The 20,036-nt window shown below is 39.0% G+C and carries 13 protein-coding genes; 5 read left to right on the top strand and 8 right to left on the bottom strand.

Translation table 11 applies throughout. From position 1 onward, the window contains the following. Positions 1–7 precede the first annotated feature (7 nt). From M1F03_RS06295 to M1F03_RS06265, 7 genes are all read right to left on the bottom strand, one after another. Positions 8–1,141 (bottom strand): Gfo/Idh/MocA family protein, encoded by a 1,134-nt coding sequence (locus M1F03_RS06295; protein WP_251463815.1) that lies wholly within the window; start codon positions 1,139–1,141, stop codon positions 8–10. Between the two features lie 275 nt (positions 1,142–1,416). Continuing rightward, positions 1,417–2,121: a 3'-5' exonuclease gene (locus M1F03_RS06290; protein ID WP_154622714.1), complete on the bottom strand. Its 705-nt coding sequence runs from the start codon at positions 2,119–2,121 to the stop codon at positions 1,417–1,419. Beyond that, positions 2,118–3,989 (bottom strand): DUF294 nucleotidyltransferase-like domain-containing protein, encoded by a 1,872-nt coding sequence (locus tag M1F03_RS06285; protein WP_163860872.1) that lies wholly within the window; start codon positions 3,987–3,989, stop codon positions 2,118–2,120. Before M1F03_RS06285 ends, M1F03_RS06290 begins: the two co-directional genes overlap by 4 nt. 16 nt (positions 3,990–4,005) lie before the next feature. Beyond that, on the bottom strand, positions 4,006–5,694 hold the full coding sequence (locus M1F03_RS06280) for a solute:sodium symporter family transporter (RefSeq protein ID WP_154622712.1): 1,689 nt from the start codon (positions 5,692–5,694) through the stop codon (positions 4,006–4,008). A gap of 123 nt (positions 5,695–5,817) precedes the next feature. Further along, positions 5,818–6,804 carry an inositol 2-dehydrogenase gene (gene iolG, locus M1F03_RS06275; protein WP_154622711.1) on the bottom strand — a complete coding sequence of 329 codons (987 nt, stop codon included), beginning with the start codon at positions 6,802–6,804 and terminating at the stop codon, positions 5,818–5,820. Positions 6,805–7,478: 674 nt separating this feature from the next. After that, positions 7,479–9,416, bottom strand: coding sequence for a 3D-(3,5/4)-trihydroxycyclohexane-1,2-dione acylhydrolase (decyclizing) (gene iolD, locus M1F03_RS06270; protein WP_318840108.1), 1,938 nt, complete (start codon positions 9,414–9,416; stop codon positions 7,479–7,481). Positions 9,417–9,428: 12 nt separating this feature from the next. Then, complete coding sequence (locus M1F03_RS06265; protein ID WP_251463811.1) at positions 9,429–10,940, bottom strand: CoA-acylating methylmalonate-semialdehyde dehydrogenase; 1,512 nt, start codon at positions 10,938–10,940, stop codon at positions 9,429–9,431. Between the two features lie 287 nt (positions 10,941–11,227). Between M1F03_RS06265 and M1F03_RS06260 the strand changes: the two genes are divergently transcribed. After that, positions 11,228–12,064, top strand: coding sequence for a MurR/RpiR family transcriptional regulator (locus tag M1F03_RS06260; RefSeq protein ID WP_196713392.1), 837 nt, complete (start codon positions 11,228–11,230; stop codon positions 12,062–12,064). 401 nt (positions 12,065–12,465) lie between these two features. Then, positions 12,466–13,458 carry a hypothetical protein gene (locus tag M1F03_RS06255; RefSeq protein WP_251463808.1) on the top strand — a complete coding sequence of 331 codons (993 nt, stop codon included), beginning with the start codon at positions 12,466–12,468 and terminating at the stop codon, positions 13,456–13,458. A 262-nt stretch (positions 13,459–13,720) separates the two neighbouring features. Here M1F03_RS06255 and M1F03_RS06250 read toward each other — a convergent pair whose 3' ends face one another. Beyond that, positions 13,721–13,975 (bottom strand): helix-turn-helix domain-containing protein, encoded by a 255-nt coding sequence (locus M1F03_RS06250; RefSeq protein WP_154635594.1) that lies wholly within the window; start codon positions 13,973–13,975, stop codon positions 13,721–13,723. A gap of 722 nt (positions 13,976–14,697) precedes the next feature. On the opposite strand from M1F03_RS06250, the gene glgC reads away from it, so the two are divergent. From glgC to M1F03_RS06235, 3 genes are all read left to right on the top strand, one after another. After that, entirely contained in the window at positions 14,698–15,984 is a 1,287-nt protein-coding gene (glgC, locus tag M1F03_RS06245) for a glucose-1-phosphate adenylyltransferase (protein ID WP_196713394.1), read from the top strand. Positions 15,985–15,995: 11 nt separating this feature from the next. Continuing rightward, entirely contained in the window at positions 15,996–18,449 is a 2,454-nt protein-coding gene (gene glgP / locus M1F03_RS06240) for a glycogen/starch/alpha-glucan family phosphorylase (RefSeq protein ID WP_251463806.1), read from the top strand. Between the two features lie 209 nt (positions 18,450–18,658). Beyond that, on the top strand, positions 18,659–19,546 hold the full coding sequence (locus tag M1F03_RS06235; protein WP_163860868.1) for a helix-turn-helix domain-containing protein: 888 nt from the start codon (positions 18,659–18,661) through the stop codon (positions 19,544–19,546). Positions 19,547–20,036 lie beyond the last annotated feature (490 nt).

The raw sequence follows: 20,036 nt of genomic DNA, 5'->3' as shown, positions 1-20,036 counted from the left end.
AACAGAATTAATTGATTTCAGTGACTTTAACCCAGCGTTGTTCTTCATAAGAACGTGCGATAGCATCAAGAATACGCGACACTTTCCAGCCTTCCTCAAAGTCAGGCCACATATTTTCACCGGTCGCAACACCATCAATTAAATCGCGTACTTCAACTGTTTTTTGGTCATTAAATCCAATACCGTGCCCTGCACCATTACAAAACGGCGCATAATCCGGATGTTCTGGCCCAACTAAAATCGTTTTGAACCCTTGACGGTTTGCAGGCTCATCGTGACGATAGAGTTTCAGTTCAGCCATACGCTCTTGGGTAAAGGATAAGGTGCCTTTTGTGCCTGTTACCACATAAGTCAGCCCCATCTTACGCCCAGCCGCAATCCTCGATGTTTCAATCACGCCCATTGCACCACCAGCGAAACGCACCATGGCATGTGCTTGGTCTTCATTTTCAACATCAACCATCACTGAAGAACCTATTTTTTCTGGGCGTTTTTTAATCACTATTTCCATATCGCCACAGACTGTTTCAATATCGCCCACTAAGAATTGAGCCATATTGACAATATGAGCAGACAAATCCCCTAAAGCACCCAAACCGGCTTTTTCTTTAAAACAGTGCCAATGGATCGGTGCGGTTGGATCAGCCATGTAATCTTCATTATGTGTGCCATAAAAATGAATCACTTCCCCAATTTCACCATTAGCAATAATTTCTTTAGCTAACTGTGCAGCTGGGTTCTTCATATAGTTAAAACCCACTAACGTTTTCACCCCTGCTTTTTCAGCCGCGGCAACCATTTCTTTGGCATCTTGAGAATTTAATGCGAGAGGCTTTTCACAATAAACATGTTTGCCATGTTTAATCGCTTCCATTGCCATTTCTTTGTGTAAAAAGTTAGGAGAGCAAATATCAACAACATCAATATTTGGGTCGGCAACCAGTTTACGCCAGTCATCGGTTGAACGATTAAAACCTAACTCTTTTGCGCGCGCTTCAGCTAATTCAGGGGTCACCTCTGCCACCATCTCGCGAACGAGTTTTCCTTTTAATGGAAATACGGTTGGTGCTTGCGCATAAGCTATTGCATGGGCACGGCCAATGTAGCCAGTACCAATCAGACCAATGCGGATTTCTTTCATTCTGTATTCTCCCTTCATGCAGCTCATCATTTATAGTGCAAGCTAGTTTGATGTCTGTGTCTGATGTTTTTATTTAATACTGATGTTATACGGAATATTTATTTCATTTTCAACATAACGAGAAATATTAATTTCATTATGTGATCTAGCCTGAGTTTTTTATGTAATCATCTAATTTATAAAGAAATAAAAATAAAACTCTTCGTTCAGAATGATATAAATGAAATAAAACAGCGTTGAAAATGAAATGAAAATTTCAAAAAAACAGATAAGCGCTACAGTGAACGCTTATAAAGTTGTTTAATAACAGGATGTTGAGAGGGATAAATGACTTTAGATTGGGCGAGAAATAATTCTGCGGTGGCAATCGCATCTGAAAGCGCATTGTGTGCGTCATAATCAGGCAACTGATAATGGTTTCTTAATGCCGATAAACTGAAATCATTTCGATTAATATTTTTATGGCTTAACACGCTTTTTTCGATATTCAGTGTATCAAACCAAATTAATGGTAATTCTTTTATATTTAGTGCGTTAGAAAGAAAGGCTTGCTCTATGGCACCACCGTGCGCCAAAATGCATTTATCTTTTGCTTCATGTAAGAAAAAAGCGACAGCATGAGATAAAGAGATGCCACCACTTAATTGCTCTGGCGTTATATGGTTAATTACCGCAGTTTCCGCTTTAACAGGTTCCACATCATTCACATAATAATGTTGAGCACTTTTGAGGAGAATTTTATTCTCTGCAATAGTAACCATCCCAATACTCAAAATTCGATCTTTTGCGGGATCCAACCCTGTTGTTTCTAAATCAATGGAAAGAATTTTTTGTGTTTTTAATGGGCTATCATCAGTAGGTAAAGGTGCTTCCAGCACTTCCTGCAATAATGTGGGTAGCTGACGAGTACGTAATAATTTTGCTCGCCGACGCGCTAAACGGGTCAAAGGTTGATGATAGCACAACAATGAACCTATCATTTCATTATCCCTTTAGCATGATAACGTTGTTCCGCAGCTTCTTGAGTCCTCGCGATGATACGAAACGCATCTTTTAAGTGGTTTCGCTCAAATTGGGTGAGCCGTTGAGGAACGATTAAATTGGAGAGTACATCCCCAGCTAATAATGCCCTACGCTGGCAGCCAAATCTAACCTGATTGATAAATAAATATGCTTCAGTTAATTCTTGGCAGGAAGCAGCGCTAATAATGCCTGAATCTCGGGCAACTTCAAAGCGAGTCATTGTTGATGGTGTCAACACTCCCGCCTCTAATGAATATACGCGTGCCAATTCGACTAATAGGTTTACCGCTTGTTTTTTAATATTAAATACACTGTGGTTTTCGCCATTTTTGACCAACACAAACTGCCTAAACATGCCCAACGGTGGATTGATTCGCGTGGAGTTGGCAACTAGCATCGACAGTAATCGCTTATTACCTTTTAAATGAGATTCCGCGGAACGAAGCAATGAGTTGAAAAGTACTTGGCTACCATAAAGAAAACGAATATCTAAAAAAACAGAAATATTTAATAAAGCAAGCTGCTCAGGCTCTTTTAACCACTGCTGATAATAAGCTTGCCACTGAGTCAAAGGCTTACACCATTTCGGGTTGGTTGCCATAATATGACCGGGGCAGAGAGAATACCCACACTCATCCAAGCCATAGCAAACATACTCTGCTAGTTGCCTAAACCAGCCCTCTTCTTCTTTAGTCACTTCACGAGCTAAAATGATGCCATTATCTTGATCGGAAAGGTAATGCATCTCTTGTCGCGCTTGTGATCCAGCAGCAAACCAGCAATAGTCACAAGGAGGCTCCCCGAGTTCTCGCTCAGCCAGTTTCAAAAGCTGTTTATTAAAGGCATCAGCAATTAATGTCATCATCAATTGAATCGTGTGCGATTGAACCCCAGCCTCTATCAGAGATTCAAATACCGCTTGCCGTTGCACGCCTAATGCCTTCAAATCATCTAAGCTATCTTGACGATAAATTCGGCTAATTAAGTACACCGCTTGCATGCTGTTTTTTTGCACTAAGCTTGTTGCGGTTAAAACCCCCGTAATACGGTGGTTCGTCATCACCGGTAGGCTACGGATGTTATGTTGCATCATCAGCTCAATGGCATTTATGATGGGGGCGTTCGCCGCAATTGTAATTGGATTTTCTGTCATAATCTTACTGACCGGCGTTTTAATATCTAATCCCAAAGCAACAACACGCTTTGTGAGATCTCGGTCAGTAATAATGCCTAATAATATTTCCCCATCCATCACTAATGCCGATGAACGGTGCTTACGTACCATTTCTTGAGCGGCATCTTGAACACTCGTTCCCGGAGTAATGACGACGATATTGCCATTTTCTATCGAGGATACTGGGTTTAAATACAACAGACTATCTTCTGTCAGTTTATCGACCTTAGGGCGTGATGCTAACCGTTCACCTTCTTCACAAGCAAAATGATGACGAACAGCTTGGTTTTGCTCCATTGCTAACAATAAAGAAACCCTCGGAATACAGTAGAGTAATGTATTCTCTATCGCGATCACTTGATACTCGCCTGGGGAATCCGCTGTTTTATTTAACACACTGAAACCAAAAACATCACCGGCCCCCAGCCTTGCTCTTAAAGAGCCATCAGCGTAACGCTGTTCCACCGCCCCAGTTCTCACCAGATACAAACCTTGGCCAGCAATTTGTTGCGGTTTTAACACCTCCCGTTGTGTCAAATAGCTAATTTCAACACTATTGACTAACTGGTTTAATTGCATTTCATCTAAGCGATCAAATGGGTCACGCTGCGAGATGAATTGCTTAACCATCGGGATAAGTGATGGCTCCATAATCTGTTACTCTCCTTTATGCATTCACTGATTGTGTTTTGCCTGCTAGCCATGCTTTTGAAAATTTATAAATAATAAACGTTAACAAGATGGCTGCGAAAATATAGTAACCAACCATGACGTAGCTTGGTGCACCTTGAGCTAAATAGACGTACATTGAAATTGCACCCAGCACGATTAGACAAGCTACAGGCGTTGCAAAGCGCCATGGTGAAATGTCCACTTGCTCTGTATACACTTCTTCATAAGGTTTACCGGGGAAGAAATAGCCAATCGTCAACATAAAGATAATATTAGCAACGAACAGAATACCGACTAAATGGAAGAAGTGAATATTCAGGTCTAAGACAAAGTTGCAAATTAAATAGGCCGACATTCCAAATAATAGCCCTAATTTTGCCGCAATAGCAGGCACGCGTTTAGTCATTAAACCAACTAACACGACACTTAAAATAGGTGCGTTAAAGATACCTTGTAATTGCTGAATTAAATAAAACAACCCATCCGGTGCATTAGCCACTAAAGGTGCAATAATCATTGTCGCCAGCGCTAAAGCAATACCTAAATATTTACCGACTTTCACGGTTTGAGCTTCAGTAGCATTCTTATTGATGCGATCTTTATAGATATTCACGGTGAATAAAGTGACGGATGAGTTCAAGCCACCACTGAAGGTTGAGAATACAGCACCAACAACCACCGCGGCGAAAAAGCCAACTAAAAACTCAGGCAGCACCATGTGTACTAATACAGGGTATGCATTATCAGGATTATCAATTTCACCACTAAGAATATGGAATGCAATGATACCAGGCAGAATAATAATAGATGGGATAATTAACTTAAAGAATGCGCACAGCATCACCCCTTTCTGCCCTTCAGCTAAGTTCTTCGCTCCTAACGACTTTTGTACAATTGATTGGTTGGTACACCAGAAAAACATATTGGAAACGATCAAACCAGTAAATAGCGTCGAAAAGGGTACCAGTGAATCTTCGTCACCAATGGAGTTAAACTTATCAGGGTGAGCTTGATAAACTTCACTTAGACCCGCCCACGCATTACCATCACCAACATATAATAATGCAAATATCGTGACTAATAGCCCCCCGATAATAAGCCCTGCACCATTAACGGTATCTGCAATCGCGATTGCTTTAATACCACCAAAAATAGCATAAATAGCACCTAAACCACCGACACCCCATACCATAATCCACAATGCTGTCGTTTTATCGACATTAAAAACATGTGAAACTTGGAATAAACTTTCAAGGGCAATCGCACCTGTATAGAGAACAATTGGTAGCAAAGAAATAACATACATTGCTAAAAATAGAATGGATGTAATTAACAAGGTGTTTTTGTCAAAGCGGCGTTCTAAATATTCAGGAATCGTAGAAATACCTAATTTAAGATATTTCGGTAAAAAATAAATGGCGAATAACACAATAGTTAATGCCGCCATGACTTCCCAAGCCATAACAATAAAGCCGGTTCGGAAAGATAAACCGTTAAGCCCAACAAGATGCTCTGTCGATAAGTTCATTAGCAGCATTGAGCCACCAATATATAGGCCTGTCATAGAACGACCGCCTAAGAAATATCCTTCCGCAGAAGAGGTTAAATGAGCATTTCGTGTTTTGTAATAGGCAATCCCTGCAACTAATAAGGTAAAGCCGATAAATGAAAGTAGAGCCAGCATTAGTACCCCCAAGCCTTTCTATTTATAATTAGCGCATAAATATATGTAAGGTGACTGATGAAGCGGGAGTATGATTTCCCGCTTTTTATAGTTAGTAATCGGTAAATAAGAGGTAATTAAAAGTTAAAGTTGAACTTCTTTGCCTGTTTTTAATGACTCAAGCGCTTTATCTGCTAGATACAGTGCCAACTCACCATCGGTACCCGTTGTTTCTGACTCAGCACGACCGGCAAGAATATCAACAAAGTGATTCCACTCCGCTTTATAAGCTTCGTGATAGCGCTGTAAGAAGAAAAACTCCGGTTTCGCTGATAAGCAACCGACATCGCTTAAAAACTCAACGCTATTCTCTTTGATATTACCTGCGGTTAAGAGACCTTTCTCGCCATGTAATTCAATACGCTGGTCATAGCCATAACCTGAACGACGACTGTTAGAAATTGTTGCCATGGCACCAGAAGGGAATTTCAAAATAATAAATGCGGTATCGATATCCCCTGCTTGTCCAATCGCTGGATCAACAACATTGCTGCCTTGCGCATAGACAGAGCATGGGTTTTCTCCGATCATAAAACGCGCCATGTCAAAGTCATGAATCGTCATATCTCTGAACATACCACCGGAAACTTTTACGTATTCCGCTGGTGGAGGTGATGGGTCCCGTGATGTAATAATTAAAGATTCAGCTTTACCAATCGCGCCTTGTTCGAATAAATTTTTCAGGTGGCGGAACTGTGGGTCATAACGGCGGTTGAAACCAATAAATAAAGGCACATTGTGTTCTTTAACGCTTTTGAGGCACTGTCTCACTCGTTCAAGATCTAAGTGAACGGGTTTTTCACAGAAAATAACCTTGTTGTTTTTTGCTGCCAATTCGATTAAATCCGCATGAGTATCCGTTGCAGAAGCAATCAGAACACCATGAACATTTGGATCTTGCATCGCTTCTTCTGTTGATTGCACTTTTGCTTGATACTTTTCAGCCAATGCGAGGGCGTTAGGCTGATAAGGATCAATCACAGAATAAAGTGAGGTTTCTTTGTGGCCGGCAATATTGACAGCATGAACCTGTCCGATACGTCCTGCGCCAAATAGTGCTATATTGAACATTGAAATGCTCCTTGAGGCTATAAATCCACTATTAGGATATGATGAAATATAACAAATAAAACATTCATTTCAATTTATAATTAATTGAAAATTATGTTTTTGAGCGCTAGGTAACAATTGCTATAATTAAGTGGATTTTTAGTGTTATTTCGATCACAAAATAACAATGTAAACTCAAGCAATTAGGCTAACAGCAGTGTAATTAGTCACAATGAGAGTAAGCCTTAAAGCCATCAATATGAGACTTAACGGCTATTTTGAAATGTATATTTCATTAACGATGATTTTATTACAGTTACTCTCTTTTATTTTTCTGTTTTTTGCCCTTATCAACAGATAAAAAGTTAACTAACCGCCAAAAAACAAAAAACCCAGCTTTCGCTGGGTAACAAAAAATAACTTAATGACGTCAACCACTTTAATCGTCAAATTGCAGCCAATGCATCCATGCAAACTTCCCGATAAATAACCTTACGTTGTTTAACTCAATTCAAGCTAATCCCATGTTATTGCAAACAGGACTCTGCTTAAGGCGATGATGACGACATCCCCTTAACAAGGGTATCAATTCCCCCATCCTTAATCAGTTATTGATGCATCAAAGAATGATTTAAGGCGCGACTATCGGGCGGCAAGCCGCCCTTAGCCCATGACTCTCCCTACAGAGCCATGCGCTAGTACTGCCGTACTCGATTTGCGACCATATCCTTAATTTTATCTGCTGCTGCAACAACTTCTGGTTTTTTCGCTACCTGAGCGGTTCCTGTACGCCACCAAGCTTCATAACCATTAGTCATGGTCTTAGGTAGCACTTTGATATCAATTAAGACACAACCAGACTGTGATTTTGCCTCTTCGATAGCCGCAATTAATTGTGCTTCATCATGAACACGATAGCTTTTACATCCATAACTCTCGGCATTTTTAGCAAAGTCCACTTTAACTAAAGGACCGTCCATTTGCCCCGTTTTAGGATTACGGTGACGATTCTCTGTGCCAAAACTGCCCATTCCTTGACTCATTTGCAGGTTATTAATGCAGCCAAATCCTGCATTATCAAATAACAGAATGGTAATTTTTATGTTTTCTTGGATGGCGGTTTGTAACTCGCTGTGTAACATCAGGTATGAGCCATCTCCTACCATCGCATAAACAGGCTGATCTGGTGCGGCAATTTTCGCCCCTACCGCAGCGGCGACTTCGTAGCCCATACAGGAATACCCATATTCCAGATGATAAGTATCAGGATGTTTAGGTAACCAAATGCGTTGTAAATCACCGGGTAACGAGCCTGCTGCACCAACAACAATAGCGTCATCCTCCATATACTGTTGCATTAGCCCCAGCACACGAGTTTGGGTCAGTTCAGAGCCTAAAACCTCACGGTACTCTTCTAACTTATCATCCAGATGTCCCGCAATTTCAGGAATAAAATTCAATGGATTATACTGAATTGAAAACAGTCTTTCTAACTCAGATTGCCATTGTTTTTTGGCCTGCTGAATACGCTCACCCCACTGAGCCTGATAGCCACAATCTTGTAGCAAGGCATCAAGCGCTGTTAAGCCTTCTTTTGCGTCAGCAATGATTTTTAAGGCATCTAATTTACAAGCATCAAACTCAGCAACGTTAATATTTAAAAACTGGACATCAGGGTGACTAAATAAGGATTTGGATGCCGTCGTAAAATCCGTGAAACGCGTACCGACACCAATGATTAAGTCTGCTTCTTTCGCTAATAGGTTAGCTGCCAAGCCGCCTGTTGTACCAATACCACCGACATTCAGCGGATGATCGGCCACAATGGCACTTTTACCCGCCTGAGTCTCTCCAAATGGGATCGCATAATGTTCAGCAAAAGTACGAAATGCCTCATGCGCCTCGGAATAGCGAACACCACCACCACAGATAAGTAATGGTTTTTTCTTACTACGAATTAAATTTACAGCATCGGCTAAACTCACCATCGTTGCAGGACGGCGTTCAATACGATGAACACGCTTGGCAAAGAAATAATCAGGATAGTCCCACGCTTCACCTTGAACATCTTGCGGTAAACAAATTGTCACTGCGCCAGTATCAGCGGGATCGGTTAATACGCGCATCGCATTGATCATCGCTGCCATTAATTGCTCAGGGCGAGACACGCGATCCCAATAGCGGGAAACAGGTCGAAAGCAATCATTCGTGCTGATCGTACCATCACCATACTGTTCCACTTGCTGTAAAACAGGATCCGGCTGACGGGTTGCGAAAGTATCACCTGGCAGCAGTAACAGAGGGATACGGTTAGCGGTCGCTGTCGCGGCCGCTGTCACCATATTTGCCGCTCCCGGCCCAACAGAAGATGTGACGGCACAAATTTGCTTACGTTTTTTCTGTTTTGCAAAACCCGTTGCGATGTGTGCCATCCCTTGTTCGTTGCATCCTTGATAAACTTGTAGGTGTCCAGGCGCCTCTTCCAGCGCCTGTCCTAAACCTACCACGTTACCATGGCCGAAGATGGTAAATATTCCCTGAATAAACGGATACTGCTCACCATCAACTTCAACATATTGTTGGTTCAGAAACTTAACTAATGCTTGAGCTGTGGTCATTGTCTGCTTATTCATATGGGGCTCCATTTATTCCATAGTTGGCATTGTGAAACTACTTTCATGATGCTCCAGACGTACACTTGCAGGCCAACGGCTGGTAACCGTTTTCATACGTGTATAGAAGCGAACACCATCATTACCATGAACGTTCAAAGGTCCAAAGATAGAGCGTTTCCAACCACCAAAGCTATGGAATGCCATTGGGACTGGAATTGGGATATTGATACCGACCATGCCTGCCATGACATTTTCTTGGAATTCACGGGCAGTTTCACCATCGCGCGTGAAAATAGCGGTACCGTTGCCATACTCATGTTGGTTAATTAATTTCAACCCTGTTTCGAAATCAGGAACACGAACAATCGCAAGTACGGGTCCAAAAATTTCATCTTTATAGATATCCATTTCAGGGGTGACATTATCAAACAGGGTCGGTCCAACAAAATAACCGTTTTCGAAGCCGGCGACTTTAAAATCACGGCCATCAACCAACAATTTAGCGCCTTGTTTCTCACCGCTGGTAATGTAATCACAAATTTTCGCTTTATGCTGTGCAGAAATCACAGGCCCCATATCATTTTCTTTACCTTCAACAATGCCAGGGCCGACAGTCATTTTAGCGATTTGCGCTTCTAAATGAGTAATCAATGTGTCCGCAGTTTCATCGCCAACAGCCAGCACAACAGATAGAGCCATACAGCGTTCACCCGCCGCACCAAATGCAGCGCCCATAATTGCATTTGTCGCCAGATTCATATCCGCATCAGGCATCAAGATACAATGGTTTTTCGCACCGCCGAGAGCTTGGCAACGTTTGCCATGTTCTGAAGCCGTTGTATAGATATACTCAGCAATTGGCGTTGAACCAACAAAGCTAACCGCTTGAACTTCAGGTGCTCTTAAGAGTACATCAACCGATTCTTTATCACCTTGTACAACGTTAAAGACACCATCTGGTAAACCTGCTTCTTTTAACAATTTTGCTAGCGCAATCGCGAGAGAAGGATCTTTTTCAGAAGGTTTAAGTACAAACGTATTTCCCGTAGCCAACGCAACGGGGAACATCCACATGGGGACCATGGCAGGGAAATTAAAAGGTGTAATACCTGCACACACACCTAATGGTTGCATTAACGAGTGGCTATCAACACCTGTTGCAACATTCGCTGAGTGCTCACCTTTTTGTAAATGTGGGATACCACAAGCAAATTCAACAACTTCTAGACCACGAGTTAACTCGCCAACCGCATCGGAAAAAACCTTACCATGCTCTTGAGAAATTAAACGCGCTAAATCATCCATATTGGCTTCAAGTAGTGCCTTAAATTTAAATAGGATACGAGCACGTTTGAGTGGTGACAGTTTTGACCACTTAGGGAAAGCTTTATGGGCGACCTCTATTGCCTGTTTAGTTTCAGCGGCACCGCTCAACACAACTTGAGCTATTTGTTCACCTGTTGCAGGGTTAAATACGGGTGCAAAACGCCCACTTTGGCTGGATACAAGTTCACCGCCAATGAAATTCTGAATCTGTTGCATGTTGCCTCTCTTTAGCTGATAGAGTTACCTTGTTGCTAAAGATATATGAAATATTCATTTCATTTTCAACTAAAACTGAAATAACATTCAATTTATGTGATCCAGACTGAGTTTTTATGAAATTGTCGATTGAAGATAAAGACAGATGTTTTAAAAATCGTTTTAATCAGCCCTCAGTATGAAAGGCAATATGAATTGATTATTCCATTTGGTCGGATTAGTTTTTCAAAAACATTCGACTAACGGCTGAAAATAACTACAATCAATAGCCTAGTCACGGAGGTTTTATGTCAACTGCATCGAATTTGAATGAATTTCAGGAGCAAGTTCGCTCCCGTTACGATGAACTAAGTAAACGGCTGCAACAAGTAGCACGCTATGTGCTGGATAACACGAATAGCGTGGCATTTGATACTGTGGCGGTCATCGCTAAAGAAGCCAATGTTCCACCTTCAACTTTAATCCGCTTTGCCAATGCATTTAATTTCAGTGGATTTAATGAAATGAAACAATTGTTTCGTATGAATTTAGTTGAAGAGACAGCAAGCTATACTGATCGCGCTCGCTTATTTCGTGAAATGGATAGTGACCAAGAACTCAGCGATGATCCCGCTCAGATCTTAAAAGAATTTGCACACTCCAATGCGCAAGCATTACAACAAATGGCGGCCAGAACGCCAGCTGAAGATTTAGAAAAGGCAGTAACGCTTTTATCTGAAGCAAATAATGTTTATATCATTGGCTTACGCCGTTCCTTCAGTGTTGCCACTTATTTAAGTTATGCTCTTAGCCATTTAGAGTGCCGCCCTCAATTAATTGACGGTCTTGGTGGTATGTTCAAAGAGCAAATAAGTCGAATTGGTGAAAATGACGTTGTCATTTCAATTAGTTTTACACCTTATGCTGAAGAAACCATTATGGTCAGCGAAAAAGCAGCACAGACTGGTGCCAAACAAATCGTGATCACGGATAGCCAAATTAGCCCACTCGCAAGTTTTAGTGATGTTTGCTTTGTTATCAAAGAAGCGCAGGTTGATGCATTCCGTTCCCAATCCGCAACACTTTGCCTAGTACAATCGCTCACGGTTGCGCTGGCTTATCGACAAGGCAGTAAACTGGTTTAATCGAAAATGGGCTTTACTCACAAATACCTCCGTTGTGACTAAGCCCAACAGACTCACGTTATATTAAACGCCTTTCTCTACTCCCCACACAATAAAATTAATTAATTTTTTTAAATATCAATAAGATATAATAAAAAATACGATTATTAATCCTTATTAACAGCAGAAAGACCGATAAATATCGAAACACACAATAGATTTATAGATTAAAAATCTCATAACCAATTGAATATAGAGAGTTTATTTAATCCAATATGGATTTATTATCAGCGATAATAAAATTGTGACACCCATCAGAAAACATCAATTTCAATAAAAATAATAATGGAATTATTATTCCACACTGTTATGTTGAAATAATGTAAACACCTGAAACTAATCTTTCGGTGAGGAATGATCACATGAATACACACTTTCTCTATCTCTTTGGCCACCTTCGCTTGCTTGAACAGCAACATGCGCTTGTTTCGTTAAACAAGACGGGTATTGGCCTTATCGGCTCGCCTAGGCATAACCAATGGTATACGCAGGCAATATTACATAGCCAACACCATTGTGAACTTAAATCCGTCTGTGTGCTTGAGTCTCCCCTTCCTTCCGCTTCTTACTTCATTTGTCAAAAAAGAAAAATTGAACAGCTGATAGAAAATGATGCTGTTGATACCGTTATTGTCACCTCCGTCTGTAGTGATGAATTATTAAAATTTATTATTCAGGCCACTATTCATTCAGGTAAAAATATATTACTTAATAATGTTCCAAATTATGGAACTAATGAATTTAACGATTTATTAAAATTAGCCAAACAAAACGATGCTAATATTTGTCAAAGTAACGTATTACTCTTTTCTAACCAATACGACAAAGTTAAAGCAATATTATCGAACAAAAGTATACCCGATAGTGGCTTATTACGTTTATCAGCCCATAGGCAAATTGATCAAAATGACCCGCTTTCTAAAGCTAAATTACGCTCATTAATTGCAGAAAAAGTGACGTTATTACTCAATTCACTTCCTGACTTTAAATTCGATACCTCATCTGTTCAATACTCTCGTCCGCTATCTAATATTGAAGCCGGCGATGTATTAATTATTAACCTTAAAAATAATGATGGCTTTCTCGTTTCATTTGAACTGTTTTTTAATACAGGTAATGTTTCAGATAAATTGTCATTAAAACAACACCATCATGATCTTCAATTCGAGAATTTTCTAATGTTCAATAATCAAAATTCAATTATTGACGAAAACTCATTGATGATAAAGCAACTTGATTATTTCATATTAAGTTTACATAAAATAAACAAAATACGGGTAACTACTCAGTTATTACTGGTTAATCAAATGACTGAATCTATTTTAACACAACTTAAATTAAGTAAATTTATTTAATGATTAAAAACATAATCAATACGAATTAATAACATTAATAATTATAACTTTATTGATTGTTTTTTTTGATTAAATCTAGATTAATTAAGTAATATTACTATATTGAACAATCAAGCCCGGAAGAAACAGAGTAACCGCAGACGCTCTGTAATTTCTTCCGGTCCGATTAACTTTCTCATAGTATCTCGCTATGTTTAATCCTAGTGGTTTTACTGATAGTGCTCACAAGATATTTATACCTTCCTTGCGATATGTTATCCCTTTAATGGAGAGTGCACCGAGTACCTACGTTAACGTTAACAACCCCATATAGAAACGTGGTTGGCTCTAAATTAAATAAGCAGGCAAACTGAAATAATGAATCGACGTCAATACAACTTTCGCCACTTTCAAAACGGCACATTTGATCCTCTGAAACACCAATCAATCGCGCTGTTTGCTTTAACGTCATTTTATGACTTTCTCTTTGTTTACGAATTTTGATACCTAGCATTTTTGCAATATTATCTTTTTGCATAATAACCCCCTAAAATATAATCGAAGTGCAGTTAGTTTTATGGTGCGTAAATTAACATTCAATCCCTATAATTTAATTGATTTAAATTAAACAATTACGCTAAAAAAACCTTCCAATTACGATTATCCACAAAAGAATAATACTAGAGATAAAATAATAACAACTTGAATTACATTAGAAAAAATTAAAAGCAAGCTATGTTATTACCGAAAACGTATTGTGACACTAATCACAAAAAAAACGTATCCTAATTTCGTATTATTCAATTTGGGAATGTCTTTAAAAGACTATAACACATATTTTTAATATGTTTATTATTAATATTTTATTTCCATTTCGAAAAGTAACTATAAGATTAGTTCTATATTATAATCGAATTAAGTAAGTTTACCTTTAAATTTTGTGACATTTTATGTCTATTGATTTCAGACTATTAATTTTTTTTAATAAAAAAACATTTAAAGTCATATTTTAATTCTCAAAGTCTAGTATATTATTGATGATAAAAAGCATAAAAATCAAAAATAGTCATCATTATTAGATAAATAACCGTCATAAAATGATTTCAAAGATTTATATTATATCTGGAAAGTGATAACCAATTGTAAACAGTGAATAACACAATAGTTAGGTCACTGAATTAAAAAGAACAAATATAAAATATATGCAGCAACTGGGGAATCTTTAAATAACAATTTGTTCATTTTGGAGAGTTCTAAGGTATGTCTCATAATGATATGAATAATATGATGATGTTAGCACGTCATTTACCTCAAAAATCAGTTGCCCTAATCCTTGCTGGTGGTAGAGGTACACGTCTTAAAGGTTTAACCCTCAAACGCGCTAAACCCGCCGTTCACTTTGGGGGAAAATTTCGTATTATCGATTTCGCATTATCCAATTGTCTAAATTCTGGAATTAGACGTATTGGTGTCATCACCCAATATCAATCTCATTCATTAGTCCAACATATACAAAGAGGATGGTCTTTTTTCAATGAAGAGATGAATGAGTTTGTCGATTTACTTCCGGCACAACAGCGAGAAATAACAGATCACTGGTATAAAGGCACCGCTGATGCCGTCTATCAGAACATGGATATTATTCGTAATTATGATGCTGAGTATGTCGTGATCCTTGCCGGTGATCACATCTATAAGATGGATTACTCTCGCATGTTGCTCGATCATGTAAATAACGACGCAAAATTTACCGTTGCTTGTATTAAAGTAAAAAAAGAAGAAGCCCATCAATTCGGTATAATGGAAATTGATGATAACCGCTGGATCACTCAATTCCATGAAAAACCTCAGCATCCTCCTGTATTAAAAGCGTCTCCCGATTCATGTTTAGCCAGCATGGGGATCTACATTTTTAATAGTGATTATCTCTACAAAATGCTTGAGGACGATAGTATTTGCCCCAATTCGAGTAATGATTTCGGAAAAGATATCATTCCCAAAATTGTTGCTCGCCGAGAAGCTCTCGCACATCCCTTTGAATATTCATGCGTCACAAGTAATAGCAATGTTCCCCCTTATTGGCGCGATGTCGGCACCTTAGAAGCTTATTGGTCCGCGACACTTGATCTAGCATCTGTGACACCTGAGTTAGATATGTATGACCGAAACTGGCCGATTCGAACTTATATGGAACCATTACCGCCAGCAAAATTTGTGCAAGATCGTTCTGGAAGCCATGGAATGACGATGAACTCACTGGTTGCAGGCGGCTGTATTATTTCAGGCTCTATTGTTATCCATTCCGTATTATTCCCTCGTGTAAGAGTTAACTCATTTTGCAATATTGAATCTTCTATTTTACTCCCCGGCGTCAATGTTGGACGTTCATCACGTCTGCGGCGTTGTATTATCGATCGAGGCTGTATTATTCCTGAAAATACAGTCATTGGTGAAAATCCTGAAGAAGATAGTCAACGTTTCTACCGAACTGAACAGGGTATCGTTCTTGTCACAAAAGAAATGTTAGATAATTTGAATCATGAATAAGGAATGAAATTGTGAGCACCCATTTTGTTTATGAATGTCATTCTCCCCAAGTGACACAAGAGGCACTAAAAAGCTCGATTATCTATAAATTGAAATTTGTGATTGGCAAAGAACCTTATATTGCAACGCAAAGGGAATGGTTAGAGGCTATTTTATTGGCGATACGCGATCGGGTTGTAAACCGTTGGATGACAACTAATCGAGCAACCTATTCGCAGCAGGTTAAGCAAGTTTACTACTTATCGATGGAGTTTTTACTTGGGCGCTCATTATCCAATGCATTGATTTCAATGAATATGTATGATGACCTGACTCAAGTAGTGACTGAACTCGGATTCGATTTCGAACAGTTGTTAGAGCAAGAAACAGACCCAGGTCTAGGTAATGGGGGTTTAGGGAGGCTAGCAGCTTGCTTTTTAGACTCTCTAGCCACACTGAACCTACCCGGTGGCGGCTATGGCATTCGTTATGAATACGGCATGTTTAAACAAACCATTCGTAATGGCCAGCAAATTGAATGTCCAGACGACTGGCTTGCTCATGGAAATCCTTGGGAGTTTCCTCGAACAGAAAGTCGCTATCAAATACAATTTGAAGGCCATGTAGTCGAAGAAGAAGGTCGTTATCAATGGGTAAAAACTAACGATATTATCGCCATTGCTTATGATCAAATCATTCCCGGCTATAATACTGAAGCAACCAATACGCTCCGTCTATGGAGCGCTAAAGCAAGCGATGAGTTCGACCTACAAATTTTTAATGATGGCGAATATTATTCAGCGGTAAAGAAAAAAAATGACTCTGAGAATGTTTCCCGCGTTCTTTACCCTAACGACTCTACCTATTCAGGAAAAGAACTACGCTTAAAGCAAGAATTTTTTCTTGTTTCTGCTTCAGTTCAAGACATACTTTATCGACACTGGCTAGTGTATAAACGTTGGGATAACTTAGCGGACAAAGTAGCCATTCATTTAAATGATACGCATCCTGTTCTTGCTATTCCGGAGCTTATTCGACTACTGGTCGATAAACACCAAGTGAGTTGGCAAGAAGCAATGACTCTGGCAAAAAGAGTATTTTCTTATACAAACCATACTTTAATGAGTGAAGCGCTGGAAACTTGGCCAGTTGAAATGATCCGTAAAATTCTACCGCGCCATTTGCAAATCATTTATCAAATTAATGATGAATTTTTACAGCATGTTAGCCAAGAGTTTCCACATGATTATGAACTTCCTCGACGTGTTTCCATCATTAATGAAGAGCATGGACAGCTCGTTCGAATGGCTTGGCTAGCAGCTATCGTCAGCCATAAAGTGAATGGTGTCTCTAAGCTACATAGCCAGTTAATGACGGATTCTCTCTTTGCTGACTTTGCTAAAATTTTTCCCAATAAATTTTGCAATATCACCAATGGCATTACACCTAGACGTTGGTTAGCCATTGCGAACCCTGAACTCACGTCGATGATAGAAAGTTATATTGGCCAACAATGGTTAGTTGACTTACCGCAGCTCTGCGAACTGAAACACTGGATAGATTACCCACAGTTCTTAGACAAATTGAGCCAAGTGAAAAAAAGTAACAAAATGAAATTGGCGCACTTTATTGCACAAACTCAGCAAATTGTTATCAATCCCGAAGCCTTATTTGATGTACAAATCAAACGCATCCATGAATATAAGCGCCAGCTATTAAATTTGCTGCATGTCATTACTCGCTATAATCGAATATTAGCTAACCCTGAAAAAAATTGGGTACCTCGTGTGGTGATTTTTTCAGGTAAAGCGGCCTCATCCTATAGCGCGGCTAAAAAAATTATTCATCTTATCAACGATGTTGCTACCGTTATTAATAATGACCAACGCATTGATTCACGCCTAAAAGTCGTTTTTATCCCTGATTACAGTGTCAGTTTGGCACAAAAAATTATCCCTGCGACCGATCTTTCTGAACAAATATCTCTCGCGGGTACTGAAGCGTCGGGAACGGGTAATATGAAATTTGCGCTAAATGGGGCGTTAACAATAGGCACATTAGATGGCGCCAATGTTGAAATTCGTGAGCATGTCGGTCCTGATAATATTTTCATATTCGGGAATACCATTGATAAAGTGAAACAAATCAAGCAAAACTACTATTACCCACGCTGGTATTATGAAAATGATACGGAACTAAAACAGGTCATAGACCAAATTGCGAACGGCTATTTTAAACCTGATTCCCCTAATTTTTATCAAGATTTAACGCATAGCTTATTAGATGGCGGCGATCAATATTTACTCTTTGCAGATTATCGTAGCTACATTAATACGCAAGAACAGGTCGATCATCTATATCAAGACCCATTAGCTTGGCAAGCCAAAGTTGCACAAAATATTTGCAATATGGGATTTTTTTCGTCAGATAGAACGATAAAAGACTATGCTTCTCAAATTTGGCAAATTAACCCTATCATTTTGTGAGTATATGATTTAGATTGGACTAATAATTTAAGTTAGGTGTGATTTTAGTCATAAACTTACTTAACTTCACAACTATTTAAAAAAATTCTCAGTCGGCATGCTATCCTGATGCCGACTGGAATGTATTTTGGTATAGCCTAAAAAGTCCAAATCATGTTCACTCTATCTTTATTTTAGATCTTGGACAAAGCCGATTTAAAAGGGTCATCATGCTTCAAGAAAGTGTTATCAGAGAAATTATTCTTTGGATCGAGAAAAATTTAGAGTCTCGCCTATCTTTAGATACTGTTGCTGAAAAATCAGGATATACTAAATGGCATTTCCAACGCCTATTTAAAAACCAAACAGGGCTTGCCTTAGGTTCCTATATCCGTGCTAGACGTTTATCTTGTTCAGCAGTGGCTCTTCGGCTCACAAACGATAGCATTATGGATATCTCTTTGCGTTATCGATTTGACTCGCAACAAACATTTTGTCGAGCCTTTAAAAAACAGTTCAATGTCACACCTTCTGAATATCGCAAAAGAACAGGCTGGAAAATTGAAGGCTTTTGTTTGCCATTAAGGGAAAGCAAAGAATTTAGTGTTGAGGTTAGCCTAACCAAGTTAGAGCCCATTACACTTATCGGCAAACAGCACCGGTATACAAAAGGGATTAATGAGTGGAATTTTAAAACCGAAGAACTCAGACGCTATTACTGGCGAGAATTCCTCAGTGAAACCCAATGCGTTACCACTAATTTATATGCAATTCATGGCGTTGATACGATCGACTCGCAGGAAGGACAATTTTGTTATACCACTGCATTGGATGAGGATGACCTTGATACTGTCGCCTTTAATCCCAAAACGATGACTCTCCCTGATGGTGACTATTTACAAATTAAGTTTACCTGCGATGAGCTTCATGGCATCGATTACAACGATATCATCTACACTGTTTATGGGAAAGTCCTCGCGAGTATGGATATAGCGAGAGGCGAAGGCTGTGACATTGAAAACTATGTCTTAAAAACTAAGCCTAATTACCAATCATTTCTTAATAGTCCTCGTACCTACCTTAAAGAGCTAAACTATTATATTCCCGTCATTATCTGACACTATCATTGCCCTTCGCAACGCGAGGGGTTATGACTCCCATCCTGAACGTTAATAAAAAAACAAAACAACCGCAGTAATATTGCCGATAATACATATTCGTTTATATGGACTGAAGCAATAAAAATACATCAATCATAAATTCAAAAGCTCCTCAAATAGAATGATGACTCATTATCAACCATCATCATAAGCTCTATCAATTACCGATAAAATCGTCATTCAAATGTAGTCTATTATTTAATTCAATATATTGATGATACAAAAAAGACATTTTAGATTTAGAATAAAATGTTCATGTGAGTTAATCGTTAATTCCCCATCTTCTGTATACAGCTATTTTGACATAAATAACGTTGAATACTTTTATGATCATTAACATTAATAAATATCAATTTCATTATCAAAACAAACATCAATAAATGATGTTCCAATAACGACTATATTGTATCATTCCACATATTTATTTGAATGTTGTTTAAATAAGGTT

Source organism: Providencia sp. PROV080 (genome assembly GCF_033688105.1).
GTDB lineage: Bacteria > Pseudomonadota > Gammaproteobacteria > Enterobacterales > Enterobacteriaceae > Providencia > Providencia zhejiangensis.
This window is presented reverse-complemented; position numbering and strand designations above follow the sequence as displayed.

What these genes read in the sequence shown, in the direction of transcription:
- M1F03_RS06265 (WP_251463811.1), bottom strand. Translation starts at nt 10,940, where the DNA reads ATGCAACAGATTCAGAATTTCATTGGCGGTGAACTTGTATCCAGCCAA.
- M1F03_RS06290 (WP_154622714.1), bottom strand. Translation starts at nt 2,121, where the DNA reads ATGATAGGTTCATTGTTGTGCTATCATCAACCTTTGACCCGTTTAGCG.
- iolD (WP_318840108.1), bottom strand. Translation starts at nt 9,416, where the DNA reads ATGAATAAGCAGACAATGACCACAGCTCAAGCATTAGTTAAGTTTCTG.
- M1F03_RS06280 (WP_154622712.1), bottom strand. Translation starts at nt 5,694, where the DNA reads ATGCTGGCTCTACTTTCATTTATCGGCTTTACCTTATTAGTTGCAGGG.
- M1F03_RS06260 (WP_196713392.1), top strand. Translation starts at nt 11,228, where the DNA reads ATGTCAACTGCATCGAATTTGAATGAATTTCAGGAGCAAGTTCGCTCC.
- iolG (WP_154622711.1), bottom strand. Translation starts at nt 6,804, where the DNA reads ATGTTCAATATAGCACTATTTGGCGCAGGACGTATCGGACAGGTTCAT.
- M1F03_RS06255 (WP_251463808.1), top strand. Translation starts at nt 12,466, where the DNA reads ATGAATACACACTTTCTCTATCTCTTTGGCCACCTTCGCTTGCTTGAA.
- glgC (WP_196713394.1), top strand. Translation starts at nt 14,698, where the DNA reads ATGTCTCATAATGATATGAATAATATGATGATGTTAGCACGTCATTTA.
- M1F03_RS06235 (WP_163860868.1), top strand. Translation starts at nt 18,659, where the DNA reads ATGCTTCAAGAAAGTGTTATCAGAGAAATTATTCTTTGGATCGAGAAA.
- M1F03_RS06295 (WP_251463815.1), bottom strand. Translation starts at nt 1,141, where the DNA reads ATGAAAGAAATCCGCATTGGTCTGATTGGTACTGGCTACATTGGCCGT.
- M1F03_RS06250 (WP_154635594.1), bottom strand. Translation starts at nt 13,975, where the DNA reads ATGCAAAAAGATAATATTGCAAAAATGCTAGGTATCAAAATTCGTAAA.
- M1F03_RS06285 (WP_163860872.1), bottom strand. Translation starts at nt 3,989, where the DNA reads ATGGAGCCATCACTTATCCCGATGGTTAAGCAATTCATCTCGCAGCGT.